Annotated in this window: 11 protein-coding genes; 6 read left to right on the top strand and 5 right to left on the bottom strand. The window is 37.9% G+C overall.

All coding sequences use genetic code 11. The features are described from left to right. Window positions 1-6: 6 nt before the first annotated feature. Window positions 7-537, top strand: a complete 531-nt coding sequence (locus IQ247_RS02125) for a DUF6022 family protein (protein WP_193916560.1) — start codon at window positions 7-9, stop codon at window positions 535-537. A gap of 260 nt (window positions 538-797) precedes the next feature. On the opposite strand, the gene IQ247_RS32280 is transcribed toward IQ247_RS02125, so the two are convergent. Next, a complete protein-coding gene (locus tag IQ247_RS32280; RefSeq protein ID WP_322745396.1) occupies window positions 798-1,166 on the bottom strand; it encodes a S16 family serine protease in 369 nt (122 codons plus the stop codon). 100 nt (window positions 1,167-1,266) lie between these two features. Then, a complete protein-coding gene (locus IQ247_RS02135; RefSeq protein ID WP_511023005.1) occupies window positions 1,267-1,653 on the bottom strand; it encodes a PglZ domain-containing protein in 387 nt (128 codons plus the stop codon). Between the two features lie 90 nt (window positions 1,654-1,743). Here IQ247_RS02135 and IQ247_RS32285 point away from each other — a divergent pair, with 90 nt between their 5' ends. Together IQ247_RS32285 and IQ247_RS32290 are read left to right on the top strand one after the other, a co-directional pair. Continuing rightward, window positions 1,744-2,058: a DUF2887 domain-containing protein gene (locus IQ247_RS32285; protein ID WP_228059408.1), complete on the top strand. Its 315-nt coding sequence runs from the start codon at window positions 1,744-1,746 to the stop codon at window positions 2,056-2,058. 5 nt (window positions 2,059-2,063) lie between these two features. After that, the gene (locus tag IQ247_RS32290; RefSeq protein WP_228059409.1) at window positions 2,064-2,309 is read left to right on the top strand and encodes a DUF4351 domain-containing protein; all 246 of its coding nucleotides are present in this window, start codon (window positions 2,064-2,066) and stop codon (window positions 2,307-2,309) included. On the opposite strand, the gene IQ247_RS02145 is transcribed toward IQ247_RS32290, so the two are convergent. Beyond that, window positions 2,299-2,598 carry a BREX-1 system adenine-specific DNA-methyltransferase PglX gene (locus tag IQ247_RS02145; protein WP_228059410.1) on the bottom strand — a complete coding sequence of 100 codons (300 nt, stop codon included), beginning with the start codon at window positions 2,596-2,598 and terminating at the stop codon, window positions 2,299-2,301. The two genes, IQ247_RS32290 and IQ247_RS02145, sit on opposite strands and share 11 nt — an antisense overlap. Window positions 2,599-3,114: 516 nt before the next feature. Between IQ247_RS02145 and ftsH the strand changes: the two genes are divergently transcribed. Beyond that, window positions 3,115-4,986 carry an ATP-dependent zinc metalloprotease FtsH gene (gene ftsH, locus IQ247_RS02150; RefSeq protein WP_193916563.1) on the top strand — a complete coding sequence of 624 codons (1,872 nt, stop codon included), beginning with the start codon at window positions 3,115-3,117 and terminating at the stop codon, window positions 4,984-4,986. 239 nt (window positions 4,987-5,225) lie between these two features. Continuing rightward, window positions 5,226-6,545 (top strand): dGTP triphosphohydrolase, encoded by a 1,320-nt coding sequence (gene dgt, locus IQ247_RS02155; protein WP_228059411.1) that lies wholly within the window; start codon window positions 5,226-5,228, stop codon window positions 6,543-6,545. A gap of 67 nt (window positions 6,546-6,612) precedes the next feature. Here the strand turns inward: dgt and IQ247_RS02160 are convergent, their stop codons facing one another. Then, entirely contained in the window at window positions 6,613-14,046 is a 7,434-nt protein-coding gene (locus IQ247_RS02160) for a DUF4347 domain-containing protein (protein WP_193916565.1), read from the bottom strand. Between the two features lie 327 nt (window positions 14,047-14,373). Further along, the gene (locus tag IQ247_RS02165) at window positions 14,374-15,498 is read right to left on the bottom strand and encodes a Gfo/Idh/MocA family protein (protein WP_193916567.1); all 1,125 of its coding nucleotides are present in this window, start codon (window positions 15,496-15,498) and stop codon (window positions 14,374-14,376) included. 555 nt (window positions 15,499-16,053) lie between these two features. Between IQ247_RS02165 and IQ247_RS02170 the strand changes: the two genes are divergently transcribed. Continuing rightward, window positions 16,054-17,106, top strand: coding sequence for an alpha/beta hydrolase (locus tag IQ247_RS02170; RefSeq protein ID WP_193916569.1), 1,053 nt, complete (start codon window positions 16,054-16,056; stop codon window positions 17,104-17,106). The last annotated feature ends 72 nt before the right edge of the window (window positions 17,107-17,178 follow it).

A 17,178-nucleotide genomic window follows, 5' to 3' on the forward strand; every position in this document is an offset into this window, starting at 1 on the left:
TCAACGATGCAATCATTATTAGAATTTTTCGCAGAAAACAAGAATGATGATATTTTTGTCATTGGTAAATACATTGAAAGCCACATAGAGGCAAACTGGCAAATATTACTAGAAAAACATCACGATAAATTATTGCGTACATTCAATAAAGCTGGAGATATGGCTTATGGAGCTTATTTAAACTTGCTGTTTCGACCAATTCACATCCAGCTAAAACAACTTAATTTAGCTCCAAAACCCAGATTTCCTGGTGATTTTAGTATATCCAGAGAGTGGGGAAATCAAGAAGAAACAAATCAACAACGCTGGATGTGGAGTACCATCAAGTTAACAAAAGGAAATTCGTTAGGTACGATTGTCACGATTACTTTTCACGACCATAACGAGTTTCGTATTCCTCAAAAACCGGGAATTATTGCTTTAGTTCAAACAGATAAAGATGCTGTTGTCGCTGCACTTTCACAACTTTCTGTTGATTTTCAAAATGCACGAGAATTTCAAATTGAATATGAGGAATATTTGCAGAAACAAGCTTAAATGAAGCTAAAATTTCATCAATATAGCTATTAGCTTTTCTCTAACTCCTGATTTAATTGCGCTGATGAAGGCATACCCACTTACCAATAGACATCTGGTGGAAATTAATTATGCGTCATCCAGAAACCTTGTAGAGACGCGAAATTTCGCGTCTCTACATTCTTTTCGGAGATGTCTAATACCATCGGTGTTACCTCAACAACTCATTCACGATGGTTTTACAAATTATTTGGCTTTAATGCTTGATTTTTAATTGATATTTAATCTACTGCTAATGCTTTATAAACTGCATCTATGGGGTCGGTATAAAATGAAGTTTGAAATTTAGCAAATAATTCTGGTGGAACACTGACTAAATCAACAGCATTAGACATTGGTAAGAGAATACGTTTTGCACCTCCGTCAAATGCAACTTGTAAGCTTCCAGCCAAATTACTCACGGGGGTAATTGTACCTCCTAAAGTCATTTCACCAAAGATTGTCAGTTGGTTTTGGACGCTGCGTTTGAGTGTTACCGAACATAAGGAGATAAATAAAGCTAGTCCACTTTCTGCGGGTATTCCGACTCCTTGTAAGTCAAGTAACTGTAATAAAAAGTCGTAATTATTTGGGTAAATATTACTACTAATACTTTAAGGCGATCGCCTTAAAGTAATTGAGGACAATGTTGGCACTGTCTTTAATTTTGGCTATGTTTGCGACACCTGTGCGTGTCTTATAGACCTGGCACTACTTGGGATTCCAGTTTAAAAGCACCAATAATACCGCTATCCCCGATGCTAATAAAGTGTAATAGAAACCTACCGTTATTTGACGTGATCGCCATCTTCCTTCAACTGCATTTTGTTGTACTAATGTCAAGCTAAAACGATTATTCGTTACTCTTCTTTCTCTAGCACTAACTTGGACGTTAACTTTTCGGGCTAATCCTTGATCATCTTTTGTGGCTCGTTTGTGGTGATAGGTAATTAGTGGTACACAGATTTCTTGCAGAGATGCTCCACCATGGACAAATTGCGAACCTGCTCCCTGGATGGCAAAGCGTAATGTACCCTTCGGAATCACAGCAAAGGTTTTTTCTGCATAGGGTAGAGAAAAGTTTAATAAACTATCGATCGCCTATTTCCGAGTCTTTTTTTCACTTCCTCACAGCAATGCACTTAAAGCTTAAAATCAAGAAGGTGCAATCTTCTTGTAAAATTCTCCATGCGTCGAGATTCAATTTTCTATAAACTTTTTCAACAATCGCCAACTTTACTGTTCGAGTTATTGACAAATCCACCAGTCAATCCATCTGAATATCGGTTTGATTCGGTAGCTGTCAAGGAACCAAAATTTGAAATCGATGGTGTATTTTTACCTCCAGATAGTGAAAATCCTGGTGTTGTTTATTTCTGCGAGGTGCAATTTCAAAAGGATGAAAAGCTTTATGAAAGGATTTTTGCCGAATCTTCACTATATTTTTACCGCAATAGTATCAGGTATTGTACAAATTTGAAAATAAAAGCCAACGGGAGGTAGAAGAAATGTTAGGAATTACACTTAAAGAGACACGAGTTTATCGGGAAATTAAGGAAGAAGGAAGAGAAGAAGGACGCTCAGAAGGGGAAAAATCCCTGATTCTGCGTCAATTGGCTAGACGGGTGGGAGAATTACCGCAAGATTCGCGATCGCAAGTTGACTGCCTCTGTTTGGAACAGTTGGAAAATTTAGGGGAAGCGTTGCTTGATTTTACCAGTATGGCTGATTTAGATGCTTGGTTTAATCAATGATGAGAGAAAGGATATCGCGGTTGATGTCTGCGCGACGGATGGTGATTTGTTCGTCGGGTACTTCGGGGGTAAGTTCGTCTTGGAGTCCGTATGCTTCGATCCAGTAGCGGTTATTTTCTTCTTCGAGTTGTTGGAGTTGGCGGAATGCGGTTTCTGATTCGTTTTCCCACGTTGTGAAGGCTTGTTTGAGGTGGAGGGTGTTGTTGCGGAGGAGGGGGTGGGTTTGGAAGTCCCAGGAGGTTTCAAAGTTGTTCCAGTCTTGGCGGGAGATATTGATAGCAGAACACACAATCTCATAAGAGCCTCTTCTAGATAGCGAGACATACTTCCATGTTATTTTAGCTACTAAATAACCATTTTTGCAAAAACCAACCGTTCGTAATTATCTCGATAGCTGCTAGTAGTGTATGTCATTAGTTTTAATGGTTTGCTGCTTAGCAGCTTTTATCGTTCAAATCAAGAACGCGCATCCCAACTACAAACATTTAAATTTAATGACATAGAATACTAAGTGTGTGGTTCAGATCAACTGCGGCTCAGGTACAACCCAACATAATCTGGACAATTAAACCAAATAATTCAACTAAAAATAATATTAAATAGTTAATTTATACTTATCCAATTAATATTAAACAAAAGAAATCATCTAAATAGCCAGAGAAAATATAACAGTCATTAGGCTAACACTTGTAATAACAATTTCCAATTACACTAGTAAATAGCAGTGTCATTTATTTATTCAGGGTAAATATAAGTAAGATTCGCTGTACAACCTTTTTACTTAACTTTACTGTAAAACCTAGACATGGAAATTGAAAAGGATGGATACCCAAATCCACCAACGCAAGGAAACTTTGGTGGCTGTTTGGTGACGATTGTATTGTTGTTTATACTCATAGGTTTTTTCCCTTTATTTAATAGTCCGAGTAAAACTGAGGTTCCTTATAGTCAATTCCGTAATCAGGTAAGAGAAGGTAAAGTTGGCAAAGTTAAAGTAGGTGATAATAGAGTAGAATACTTTTTGAAAACGGATTTAGATGAGACTAAATCTTCTCGTCCCGAACAAGCTTATGTTACTATTCCCATAACAGATGACCAAACTTTACCAAAGTTGTTGGAAGATAACAATGTAGAATTTAGTGTTAAACCTAATAATGAAGGAAATTGGGTATCTACAGCTTTTGGTTGGTTTATAACACCGTTTTTACTTTTCTTATTGATAGCTTGGATAGCTAATCGCGCTCAAGTTGGAGGAGGTATAAACAATCCTCTGAACGCTGGTAAAAGTAAAGCGAGAGTCTATATTGCAGGTGCGAATGGAATTGATGTTACCTTTGCTGATGTAGCGGGAATTGATGAAGCAAAAGCAGAGTTACAAGAAATAGTAGATTTTCTCAAAAATCCCGATCGCTATACTCGTTTGGGAGCGAAAATTCCTAAAGGAGTTTTGCTAATAGGACCACCTGGAACTGGTAAAACTCTGTTAGCAAAAGCTGTTGCTGGAGAAGCGGGAGTTCCTTTTATCAGTATTTCCGGTTCTGAATTCATTGAAATGTTTGTCGGGGTAGGTGCTGCAAGAGTCCGAGATTTGTTTGAACAAGCCAAGCAGTTGTCTCCCTGTATTGTATTTATCGATGAATTAGATGCTTTTGGTAAATCCAGAAGTGGTTCTGGAATGTTTGCAGGAAGCAATGACGAACGGGAACAAACCCTCGATCAGATGTTAACCCAGATGGATGGTTTTGAACCGAATACGGGGATAATTATCATCGCTGCTACAAACCGACCGGAAATATTAGACCAAGCTTTATTGCGTCCCGGACGTTTTGACAGACAAGTTGTGATTGACCGTCCGGATAAATTAGGACGTTTAGCAATCTTACAAGTACATACGCAAAAAGTTGAGTTACAAGAAAACATTGATTTAAGTACAATTGCTGCTCGTACTATTGGTTTTGCTGGTGCGGATTTAGCCAATTTGGTCAATGAAGCAGCGTTGTTAGCTGCTAGAAATAATCGGGAAAGGGTAACCATAGGGGATTTCAATGAAGCCTTTGAAAGGTTAATCGGCGGTTTAGAGAAGAAATCCCGCGTACTCAACGAAACTGAACGAAAAATCGTTGCTTACCACGAATCCGGTCATGCAATAGTTGGTGCATTAGTATCGGGTGAAGTAGAAAAAATTTCTATTGTTCCTAGAGGCTCAGGTGCTTTAGGATACACATTGCAGCTACCACAAGAAGACCGTTTTTTAATGTTAGAAGACGAAATACGCGCTAGAATTACAACATTATTAGCAGGACGTAGTGCTGAAGAAGTCGTTTTTGGTAGAGTTTCCACAGGTGCAAGCGACGATATTCAAAAAGCCACCGATTTAGCCGAACAAGCAATTACCCTTTACGGAATGAGTCAGAATTTAGGACCGATCGCAATGGAAAAACCGCAATCATCGTTTTTAGATGGTTCCTCTAATTCCCGTCGTCCAGTAAGTGCAATAGTAGCAGGAGCGATCGATCAAGAAATCAAAGAAATGATTGAAAATGCTCATCATCAAGCGCTGTTAATTCTCAAAACCAATCGCGACTTACTCGAAGAAATAGCTCAGCATCTTCTAGAACATGAAGTATTAGAAGGGGATGAATTACATTCTTATTTGAGTAGAGTAAAAGCACCGTAGGAAGGGACAAGGGGATGGGGGGATGGGGAGATGGTAAGCCACTCTCGTGCGCGGGTTCCCCGCGTTGAGAGAAGTGGCGCAACCCGAAGGGGGAGATGGGGAGTTAGGAGTGATGAATTTTGACCTCTAACCTTTGACCTCTAACCTCTAACCTTTGACCTGATTTGTATTCTATATGTTACACCTAACTCACATAATTAGATATAACATTACGTAGCAATACTCGTACATTATATTTTATGATGCAATGGCAGCAACTTTTAACGAGACAAAGATTAGGTAAAAGTAGTCCTATTGACTCAGAGTCTGCACGTAGTTGTTTTCAAAGAGATTATGACCGCTTGGTGTTTTCTTCTCCTTTTCGTCGGTTAAAAGATAAAACTCAAGTTTATTCTCTACCGAAAAACGATTATTTACGTACTCGGTTAATTCATAGTATTGAAGTTTCCTGTGTTGGTCGTTCGCTGGGTACAATTGTCGGTAGTGAAGTTATTCAAAGACACAATCTCAAAGATTATAGTCCTTCTGATTTCGGGGATATTGTCTCTGCTGCAAGTCTCGCTCACGATATTGGCAATCCTCCTTTTGGTCATTCAGGAGAGGATGCTATTCAAAGTGGTTTTAAAAGATGGTATGCAAGTACACAAAATTCTGTCAGTAATATTGAGGAAGTTGATTTTAATTTATTTGAAGGGAATGCTCAAGGTTTTCGGATTATTAGTAATCTGGAAATGCAGCCGAGAACAGGAGGAATGCAACTTAGTTGTCCAACTTTAGCAGCTTTGGCAAAGTATCCCAAAGAATCTTATATTCCCGAATATATACTTAATGGTTATCGAGGTAAAAGTATTGCTAAATATAATTTCTTTCAATCAGAAAAAGAGTTATTCGCAGAAGTTGCTCAAACGGTAGGGTTGATTCGCCGTAGTAATCAAGTTGCTTGGTGGGCAAGACATCCCTTAGCTTTTTTAATGGAAGCTGCCGATGATATCTGTTATTTAATAGTAGATATAGAAGATGGATTTCGCATGAGATATATTCCTTTTACAGATGCGAAAAATTTACTCAACGCTATTGCTCAACGTTCGGAATCTGACATTAAAGGACAAGCGAATACTGAAGAAGAAGAAATCAAATATTTACGCGCTCGTGCTATTAATCAACTTGTAAAAGAGACTGCAAATATATTTTTGTTGAAAGAATCAGAAATACTGACTGGTGAATTTGATCGCGATTTGCTATGTGTGAGTAAATACGCTGCTATACTTGATAAAATCCGCTCAGAAACGCAAAATAAAGTAATTCAACATCCAGATGTTATTAGTACTCGTATTGCTGGACATGAAATTTTAGGTCATTTATTTACCGAATTTGCTGATGCAGTTTTATCAAAAGGCGATAAAGCTAAATTTCTCAAACAAATGATACCAAAGCAATATCTATTTAGTGAACATCAAGATTGCTATCATAAAATTCTCCAAGTCACCGATTTTATTTCTGGTATGACTGATTCTTACGCTACAACTATGTTTAAGAAACTTAAAGGAATTTCTTTGTAATTAGATATTAATTATTTAGAGACGTTACAATGCAACGTCTCCGCATATTTTGGTTTTAAACTCTGGTTTAAAGAATAAAATCGCTTTGGCTAATCAAATTACTGTTGACATTTAGTAAAGTTACTAAAACTTGATTTCCTTGCAGAATATTGGTACTATCTCCACTTGCTCTAATTTCTAAATCATTAAAAGACAAACCGTTAAATAAACCCAATCTATCCAAACCGTCTTCAAAGTCGTAGATAGTATCTCTACCCATACCGGAACGAATTACAAAAATATCTCTCCCAGCTTCACCGTAAAGTCGGTCGTTACCATCTCTACCATCTAAAATATCATCACCTTGCCCACCTTTGAGAATATCATTTCCTCTTCCTCCCCAAAGCGTATCATTTCCACCTTGTCCGTAAAGGAAAACTTGACCAGTAAACTGTCCAGCATCAAGCACATTTCGACTTTCTCCACCAGTCAATACAGCACGTTCAATACTAAAAAGTGTATCTCTACCCCAAGACCTCCGGGGGTTAGCTTGATTAATTTCCAGATAATTATCGGCAAGTCTAAAGTCACCATCTATAGTTTCTCGAATCGTATCGGTACCAGCTCCACCATTGAGAGTATCACTTCCTTCACCACCATAAAGATTATCATCACCTTCACCACCCATCAAACTATCATTACCTTCATTGCCGTAAAGGAAAACATTACCAGTAAACTGTCTAGCATCGATGATATTGTTACTAGCACCACCGCTTAAAATTGCTCGTTCAATACTTGTAAGTCGATCTATCTCGGAGTTAATCGGAATTCTGATATCTCGAATTTCCAATTGATTATTTGTCAAGATAAAGTTAACGTCACCAGTTTCTCGAATCGTATCGGTACCAGCTCCACCATTGAGAGAATCGTTTCCTTGACCACCATCAAGGTTATCATCACCTTCACCACCCATCAAAGTATCATTACCTTCATTTCCGTAAAGGAAAGTATTACCACTAAATCCAGAAGCATCAATTCTGTTCGAGTTACTACCACCGCTTAAAATTGCACGTTGGATATTTCTAATTTCGTCCCTACTTAATTGTCGTCCAAATTGTGGATCAACAAAATCCAAATAACTATCACTCAGATATAAATTAACATTTGCTGTTTCCCGTAACGTATTGATACCCGCTCCACCATCAAGAGTATCGTTACCTTCACCACCGCTGAGCGTATCGTCTCTCATCCCACCAGTTAAGCTATCATTCCCAGCTTCACCAGAAAGATTCACATTACCATTAAAGCTGCTTGCATTAATTGTATTATTACTATCTCCACCAGTGAGAATTAATCGTTCAATATTTCTAAGTTCGTCTCTACCTAAAAGACTTTTAGTTTTTGAATCTCGACTTTCAACAGCATCATTTATCAAGATAAAATCAACATCTTGAGTTTCTCGAAGCGTATCAATACCCGCTCCACCATCAAGAGTATCATTACCTGCACCACCGCTGAGGGTATCGTCTCCTATACCTGCAATTAAGCTATCATTTCCAGCTTCACCCGCAAGATTCACATCACCATTAAAGCTGCTTGCATTAATTGTATTATTACCATCTCCACCCGTGAGAATTAATCGTTCAATATTTCTAAGTTCGTCTCTACCTAAAAGACTTTTAGTTTTTGAATCTCGACTTTCAAGACTATTATTTATCAAGATAAAATCAACATCTTGAGTTTCTCGAACTGTATCAAAACCTTCTCTACCATCAAGAGTATCATCACCTGCACCACCGCTGATTGTATCATTTCCCCAACCACCAACTAAACTATCATTTCCAGCTTCACCTGAAAGATTTCCATCACCATTAAAGCCGAATAACTCAATGATATTATTGCTTTCTCCACCAGTGAGAATTAATCTTTCAATGCTTCTAAGTTCGTCTCTACCTAAAAATATTTTGGTCTTGGAATCGATGCTTTCTAGACGACTACTTATAACCCGAAAATCAGCATCCGCAGTTTCTCGAACTGTATCAAAACCGTCTCCACCATCAAGAGTATCATCACCTGCACCACCGCTGAGTGTATCATTTCTGCGACCACCAATTAAAATATCTCTACCAGCTTCACCCGCAAGATTCACATCACCGTCAAAGTTTCTGACATCAATGATATTATCGCTTTCGCCACCAGTGAGAATTAATCTTTCAATGTTTTTAAGTTGGTCTCTACCTAAAAATATATTAGTATTTGAATCTTTACTTTCAAGGCGATCGCCGTTGAAGATAAAATCGACATCAGCAGATTCTCTGACCGTATCAAAGCCTTCTCTACCATCAAGAGTATCATCACCTGCACCACCGCTGAGTATATCATTGCCCCAGCCACCAACCAAGCTATCTCTACCAGCTTCACCCGAAAGATTCACATCACCGTCAAAGTTTCTGACATCAATGATATTGTTGCTTTCTCCACCAATGAGAATTAATCTTTCAATGCTCAAAAATTGGTCTCTACCCAAAAATATATTGTTATTTAAATCTCGACTTTCAAGACCATTGTTTGTCAAGATAAAATCAGCATCAGCAGATTCTCTTACAGTATCAAAACCTTCACCACCATCAAGAGTATCAAAACCTTCACCACCGCTGAGTATATCATTGCCGCGACCACCAATTAAGGTATCGTTTCCAACTTCACCGGAAAGATTTACATCACCATTAAAGCTTGATAAATCAATAAAATTATTACTTTCTCCACCAGTGATAATTATTCTTTCAATATTTATCAGTAGGTCTTTACCTAAAAATTGAGAAGTATTTTGATTGTAACTTTCCAGATTATTGTTTATAATTCTAAAATTCGCATCGTTTTTTTCTCGAACCGTATCAAAACCGTCACCACCGTCAAGAGTATCATTACCTATACCACCGCTGAGTATATCATTTCCGCGTCCGCCAACTAAGCTATCATTTCCAGCTTCACCGGAAAGATTCACATCACCGTCAAAGCTTCTTGCATCAATTGTATTATTACCATCTCCACCAGTGAGAATTAATCGTTCAATACTTTTAAGTTGGTCTCTACCCAAAAGAATTTTAGTTTTTGAATCCCGACTTTCAAGATTATTGTTTGTCAAGATAAAATCAGCATCTTGAGTTTCTCGAACCGTATCAATACCTTCTCTACCATCAAGAGTATCATTACCCATACCACCGCTGAGTATATCATTTCCCCGACCACCAAATAAGCTATCATTTCCAGCTTCACCTGAAAGATTTCCATCACCATTAAAGCCGAATAACTCAATTTGATTATTGCTTTCTCCACCAGTGATGACTAATCGTTCAATGCTTAAAAGTTGGTCTCTACCTAAATTTGTTCCAGTTTTTGAATCTCGACTTTCAAGGCGATCGCTAATAAATACAAAGTTAGCGTCGGCAGTTTCTCGAACTGTATCAAAACCGTCTCCACCATCAAGAGTATCATCACCTTCACCACCGCTGAGTATATCGTCACCGCTTCCACCGATTAAGCTATCATTTCCAGCTTCTCCGGAAAGATTCACATCACCCTTAAAGTCTTTCGCATCAATGATATTATTACTTGTACCACCAGTTAATACTGCTTTTTCAATATTTGAAAGCTTGTCAATAGCTATAGTTCCAGTTTTGACATCATTACTAGTAAGTTGATTTTCTGTCAGTTTAATATTTACATCTGCGGTTTCTCGTAAAGTATCGATACCTGCTCCACCGTCAATAGTATCGCTACCTTCACCACCACTTAGAATATCATCTCCGCGTCCGCCGAGTAAGCTATCGTTTCCAGCTTCTCCAGAAAGATTCACACTACCACTAAAGCGAGAAGCATCAAGTTTATTATTGCTTTCACCACCAGTTAATTGGACTCGCTCAATATTTATGAGTCGATCAATGCTCAACTGTCCACCAGTATTAGAATCGGTAATTTTTAACTGAGAATCTTGTTGGAAATCTTCTAGCTGAAAATCAGCATCCGCAGTTTCTCGAACTGTATCAATCCCCGCTCCACCGTCAAGAGTATCATTACCTTCACCACCGCTGAGTATATCATTCCCCAGACCACCAATTAAAGTATCGTTTCCAGCTTCACCCGCAAGATTCACATCACCATAAAAGTTTCTAGCTTCAATCCTATTATTGCTTTCTCCACCAGTTAAAGATAATTTTTCAATGTTGAAAAGTCGATCCGAACTTAAATATATTCGAGTTTTTGAATCTTGACTATTAAGGCGATCGCCGTTCAAGATAAAATCAGCATCGGCACTTTCTCGAACTGTATCAATACCCGCTCCACCATCAAAAGTATCGTCACCTTCACCACCGCTAAGGATATCATTACCCCAACCACCAAATAAGCTATCTCTACCACCTTCACCCGCAAGATTCACATCACCGTAAAAGTTTTTTACGTCAATGATGTTGTTGCTTTCACCACCAGTAATAATTAATCTTTCAATATTGACAAGTTGATCCGAGCCTAAATTGATTCGAGTTTTTGAATCTTTACTTTCAAGGCGATTATTTATCAAGGTAAAATCAGCGTCAGCAGATTCTCGAACCGTATCAATACCTTCAAAACCGTCAAGAATATCGTTACCTTCACCACCGCTAAGGATATCATTACCCCAACCACCAATTAAGGTATCGTTTCCAGCTTCACCCGAAAGGTAAACATTACCACTAAACCTTCTAGCTTCAATGATGTTATTCCTTGTTCCACCTGTTAAAGATGCACGTTCAATACTTTTAATGCTGCTAATACTAAGCTCTATAGGACTATTAATTCTCAGTTGATTATCATCGAGTTGAAAATCACCATTTACGGTTGCGCGAATCGTATCGGTACCTTCACCACCATCAATCGTATCATTTCCACCGCCACCAGAGATATTATCGTTTCCAGCATTACCCAGAATCATTTCAGCTTCCGGGGTGCCATACAAATTATCGTTATCAGGAGTACCTATTTGATCGACACCTTTAACATTATTAATTAAAATTGGAATTGGTGTAGGCAGACTACCAAGTGTACCATCGCTAACGCTTACCTGTAATGAATAAGAAGTTCTTTTTTCGTAATTAAGGTCATCACTATCATTAACAGTAATTCTGCCAGTGTTCGGGTCAATTGCAAAGGCAGCTTCACCATCACCGTCTAAATCATCTTGCGAATTCCTCCACAGTCTCCAATCGGAAAAATTAGTAGTTCCATCTGGATCATTAGCTGTTAGAGTACCGACAACAGTTCCTTTACGAGCATTTTCATCCACCCGCAACATGACATTATCAATCTTGGGAGCATCATTGACAGCAGTGATATTAATACTTTTGCTTACCGCTTCGCTCACACCACCACTTCCATCAGAGACGATAAATTCTACAGTCCGTAAAGTAGCGCTTGGATTGTCAGACAAATTCCTATAAGTAATATTACGCAGTAGTTCTTGGACCATAGCAGGAGTTGCATTGGCATTAAAGTTAATAACTAGCTGTGTTGTCCCTATACCACCGCTAAAAGTACCAATTTCTAGATCACCGTATTTAACAGTGGTATTTTCCAGATTAATTTGATTGGATTGCGTACCTTGATTACGGATTGATAAACGGTCATCTTGACTACTACCTGATGCGAGTTTAACCGTTAAACTACCGTTATTAAAATTGGGTGAGTCGATATCTGTGAGGGTTGCATTAGCGTCGATGATTTGAATAGCGTTTTCAGTATAGTTGAGATTACTGTTAGATAAAGTGAGATTAAGATTGTAATAACCTTCGTAACGCATCAGAGTAAAATCATTATTGCCACTACCTGCGACTATGATTTTGCCATCAGATTGAAGAGCCATGCTTGTATCTCTGTAACTATAACGAGATTGGTTAGCAATCGTTATAACCTTGCCAGAATCACCAAAACTTTGGTCTAAACTGCCATCTGAATTATAAGCAACTACAGTAAAATCATGCTTATCATTAGTTCTCACAACTCCCGATACAATTATTTTCCCACTTGGGGTAATTACTAAACTTTCAGCCCAAGCATAACTATTACCAATAGCTGTAACGACCTTACCATTATTACCAAAACTACTATCTAAAGAACCATCAGCATTGTAACGAGCTAAAGCAAAACTAGCTTCAACGTCAATATCTCCTGTAAAACCAGCAACCACAATCTTTCCATCTGGTTGAATCGCGGCAAAATTTCCGAAGTCCCATTTATTCCCAAAATCAGTAAGAACCTTACCACCGTTACCAAAGCTAGTATTTAAGCTACCATCAACGTTATAACTAACTAAAGCAAAATCGGATAAACCAGCAGAACCCACCGCTAAAATCTTACCATCTGGCTGAATAATGATAGTATCAATCAAATCTTGACCACTAGTCACGGCAGTAATAACTCTACCACCTACACCAAATCCTGTATCTAAGGTGCCATCAGTGTTATAGCGGATAAGAGCAAAATCTGGATCGTGGTGAGTATTATTACTTTGGATTCTTCCACCAACAATAATTTTGCCATCCGATTGAATAGCTACAGTCTTGACGTAATCATTTTTATTTTCAAAGTCTGTGACAACTTTACCACTATTACCAAATTGATTATCTAAACTACCATCAGCGTTGTAGCGTGCTATGGCAATATCTACTTGGGTTCCATTCTGTGTATTTCCAACTAATACAATTTTACCATCTGACTGGATTGCTAGATCGTAACCTGTATCAGTATCACTACTTATCTGAGTAATTACCTTTCCATTATTACCGAAGCTTAAATCAAGTGTTCCATCTAGATTGTAACGTGCGATCGCAAAGTCACCAGTACCTCTACTAGTTTCTCCGACAACCAGAATCTTACCATCGGGTTGAATGGCGATGTCATAAGCGGTATCAATATTACCGTTATTAAAATCTGTAAAAACCTTACCACCGTTACCAAATGTGGTATCCAAATCACCAGGAGCAAATACTCCACTATATTCTGCAAGGGTATGTTGCTCAAATATTAAAGCAATGTCATTCTCTACAAAATCACTTCCGACTCTAATTTCTAAATCCCAATTTCCCCCTAGTTCAACACTACCCGTTTTAGTTGCAGATGCTGCAATGTTCGCACCAGTCAAACGATACAACTTTTCAACAAATTCTTTCCCTGCATCTCCAGCACCAACATTACAACCGTAGATAAAAAGGTTTTGACACCAGTTGCCTAGCTGTTCCTTGTAATACTCAAAAGTACTCAGACTTAACTGTGTGTTACCCAGATAAACACAACCGGGTGAACCATGAGAAACAATGTGAGCGGTTTCAATTCCATTTCGCCGTGCGAGTACATCGGTGATTTGTTTTATGCCATCGCGCTTGGCATCAAGGACAATTTTTTCCACATTTTCAACAACCCCTCCAAGTAGAAAATCGTAGTTATCAACTGAGGAGTCAATGAAAAGAATGCTTGTATTTTTATTATTCATGTTCTTATTTAAATGAGTGATTAAAAATTTGTACTTCCGTTAAAACTATTTTCAAAATTACTTGTAAAATGCAGCTAGTCGCAGCTATTCAAAAAATCGGGTTTATTATCTAATAACTATTTTCCGGATTTATTGTATAAATTACATCGATAAATTTTCTGAAATACGATCAAAAAAACTTTGAAGAGCAGCCATTTTACTTTAAAATTGACGGTTTTTACTGAGATTATTCTTATCGAATAAGTATTTATACGCATAAAAAATAGAGACATTATATTTGATTACAACATCTCTACATCAAAACTTTTATTTTATCTTTTTAATCAACTAAGAATTACCTTGCATATCAGCAGCGTTAACAAAATGTTTTGGTGTTTCAATCGCAGGAAGTTGAATTACTTGTTCAATAGTTGGTCTAGTTTGTATTTTAAATTCATCGAGTTTTACTGGCTTTCCTGTCTGCGCTGACTGTATAATCGCACGAATGGTGCGAACATCGGCTAAACCTTCGGTTCCTGATGGTTCTGGTTCTTGATTATTTAACACACAATCGGAAAAATATTGAATTTCTGCACCAAATTGGTCGCCAGCAGAATATGATTTTTCTTGAGTATCACCTTCTACAGTAATTTGTTGTTTAAGGTCTCCTGCATAAGTGTAAGCGCTATCCATCCGCAAATCACCTTTTGTTCCTATCACTCGAAAGGTTGCGGTAGAGGAAGCACCAAAGCTACTTGTAAAGCTGGCTAATCTTTCTTTGGGAAAACGCATGATAACGCTTGTCATTTCATCAACTTGCTCGAAGCGTTTTTCACCGTTATTAGCAATGAAAGCAAATACTTCTATAGGTTCATCTTGAAATAAATAACGCGCTGCATTAATGCAGTAAACACCCATATCATAAACGGAACCGCCACCTTCAGAAAGTGGTGCTGTTAATCTGATATTACCTTCCTCAACTTGTTGAGAAAATACAGAATCAAAGATACGGGGTTCGCCAATTTGTCCCGATTGAACTATTCTTACTGCTTCCATATTTGCTTTATCAAAATGGAGACGATAAGCAATCATTAATTTGACATTATTTTCTTTGGCAGCGCGAATCATCTCCTCACATTCATCCTCCTTTACTGCCATCGGTTTCTCACAGAGGATATGTACCCCTGAAGAAGCTGCTCTTACTGTATGTTCGAGATGTAAATGATTTGGTGTACCGATATAAACTGCATCTATATTTTCATTTTTCAGACATTCTTCGTATTGCTCGTAAGAATAAGTCGGAACTTGATACTTTGCACCCAGTTCTTTGCGTTTAGTTGCATCACCAGAAACTAGTGCTGCTAATTGAGAATTTTCGGTGTTGGAAAATGCTGGTAAAACATCTTCTTGAACTATCCAACCTAACCCAACAGCTGCATAACGTAATTTATTTTTACCATTTTGTACTGTCATAATGTTTACCTATTATTGGATTTAGAAACTTGTGGAGAAGCAGTTTGAATAAGATTTTCGCTCATACTTGTATCGATCTATTTTTCTACTTCTGCGTTTCAATCTAAACATTTGATCATCTTGCCTTCATCTTCCTACCGATTGAAATGATACGAGCATACTTTCTGTCTGGAGAGGAAGCGCAAAGGTGCAGTTGATGATATAAGTAGCAGCAGGGCAAGGGAGTAGGCAGTAGCAGCAAGACTTCGATGCCAATTTAACTAACTGTTACATAGTTGGTTTTATTTGTACCGACTTACTTATGTGTAGGGCCTCTTTGCTGAATCAACTAATCGGCTACAAAAATTAAAAATTAGATATTCTCAACTATTTCATTTTGCGATCGCAATCAAAAGTCTCAGTGCCAAAAATCGCCACAATACTATAGCTGAATCGGAGCGACTTTTTTTAAATCAAAGCAAGATTTTGATAGAATGGCGCAAAAATCGGGCTTTAGTATCATTGCTAAATTCTTTAAATTAGATTTAACGAACAAAACAACCGGGAGAAACAACCATGAAATTCGCCTCTAGAACCATTCATACCTTTGCTCTCTCTTTAATTTTATTAGCCGGTAGCGCTTACGCTCAAACTCAAAATTTAGAATCAAGTCAGAATTTAGTACAAATAAGGCAAGTGTCCGATATTGCAATTGCAGCTAACAACTACAAACCTGGTATTAATCGTGTCACATTCCAAAGCGAAGGAGAAAAGTTAGTTGGTAATTTATATCTACCTGCAAGTTACAAACCGGGAGATAAATTACCTACAGTAGTAGTTACTGGTGCTTGGATGACTATTAAAGAACAAATGCCTGCAACTTATGCTCAAAAACTTGCAGACGAAGGATTCGCCGCATTCGCATTTGATTTCCGCACTTTTGGGGAAAGTGGTGGTAAACTACGGGGACTTGAATCTCCTACAGAAAAAATCAAAGATATTCAAAATGCTGTTGGCTTCTTGCAAACTGTTGATGCTGTAGATAATAATAAAATCGCCGGATTAGGAATTTGTGCTAGTGCTGGTTATATGGTAGAAGCAGCAGCAAACGATTCCCGCATCAAATCATTAATTACAGTTGCTCCTTGGATTCATAGCCCAGAAATTGTTAATACCGTTTACGGTGGAGAAAAAGCAGTCCAAGAAAAAATCAAAATTGGTGAAACTGCAAGAAAGCAATTTGAACAAACAGGAAAAGCCGAAGTTGTTCCCGCAGCTAGTAAAACCAACAAGAAAGCACCAATGTTTGGCGAAGTCCCTTACTACACAGATTCTCAACGCGGTGCAATCCCCCAATGGGATAATGAATTTGCAGTCATGTCATGGAAAGAATGGTTGACTTTTAATCCCATGCCACAAGCGAAAAATATTAACGTACCCACATTATTTGTCCATAGTGAAAAAGCTGCCATTCCCGATGGTGCGCGTCAATTCTTCCAATATATTCCTGTTGAGAATAAAAAGTTTGTTTGGTTAGAAAATCGTACTCAGTTTGATTTCTACGACCAAGAAAGTACCGTAAATCAATCAGTTTTACAGATTGTAAATCATCTACAATCGACATTATAAACTTTCCTAATTCTCACACCTTTCCTTAATCTGTAATAAGACAGTAGCAATAATATAAACATTTGAGTAAAT

The organism is Plectonema cf. radiosum LEGE 06105 (assembly GCF_015207665.1).
Lineage (GTDB): Bacteria > Cyanobacteriota > Cyanobacteriia > Cyanobacteriales > Nostocaceae > Rivularia > Rivularia radiosa_A.

What these genes read in the sequence shown, in the direction of transcription:
- IQ247_RS02125 (WP_193916560.1), top strand. Translation starts at nt 7, where the DNA reads ATGCAATCATTATTAGAATTTTTCGCAGAAAACAAGAATGATGATATT.
- IQ247_RS32285 (WP_228059408.1), top strand. Translation starts at nt 1,744, where the DNA reads ATGCGTCGAGATTCAATTTTCTATAAACTTTTTCAACAATCGCCAACT.
- IQ247_RS32290 (WP_228059409.1), top strand. Translation starts at nt 2,064, where the DNA reads ATGTTAGGAATTACACTTAAAGAGACACGAGTTTATCGGGAAATTAAG.
- ftsH (WP_193916563.1), top strand. Translation starts at nt 3,115, where the DNA reads ATGGAAATTGAAAAGGATGGATACCCAAATCCACCAACGCAAGGAAAC.
- dgt (WP_228059411.1), top strand. Translation starts at nt 5,226, where the DNA reads ATGATGCAATGGCAGCAACTTTTAACGAGACAAAGATTAGGTAAAAGT.
- IQ247_RS02160 (WP_193916565.1), bottom strand. Translation starts at nt 14,046, where the DNA reads ATGAATAATAAAAATACAAGCATTCTTTTCATTGACTCCTCAGTTGAT.
- IQ247_RS02165 (WP_193916567.1), bottom strand. Translation starts at nt 15,498, where the DNA reads ATGACAGTACAAAATGGTAAAAATAAATTACGTTATGCAGCTGTTGGG.
- IQ247_RS02170 (WP_193916569.1), top strand. Translation starts at nt 16,054, where the DNA reads ATGAAATTCGCCTCTAGAACCATTCATACCTTTGCTCTCTCTTTAATT.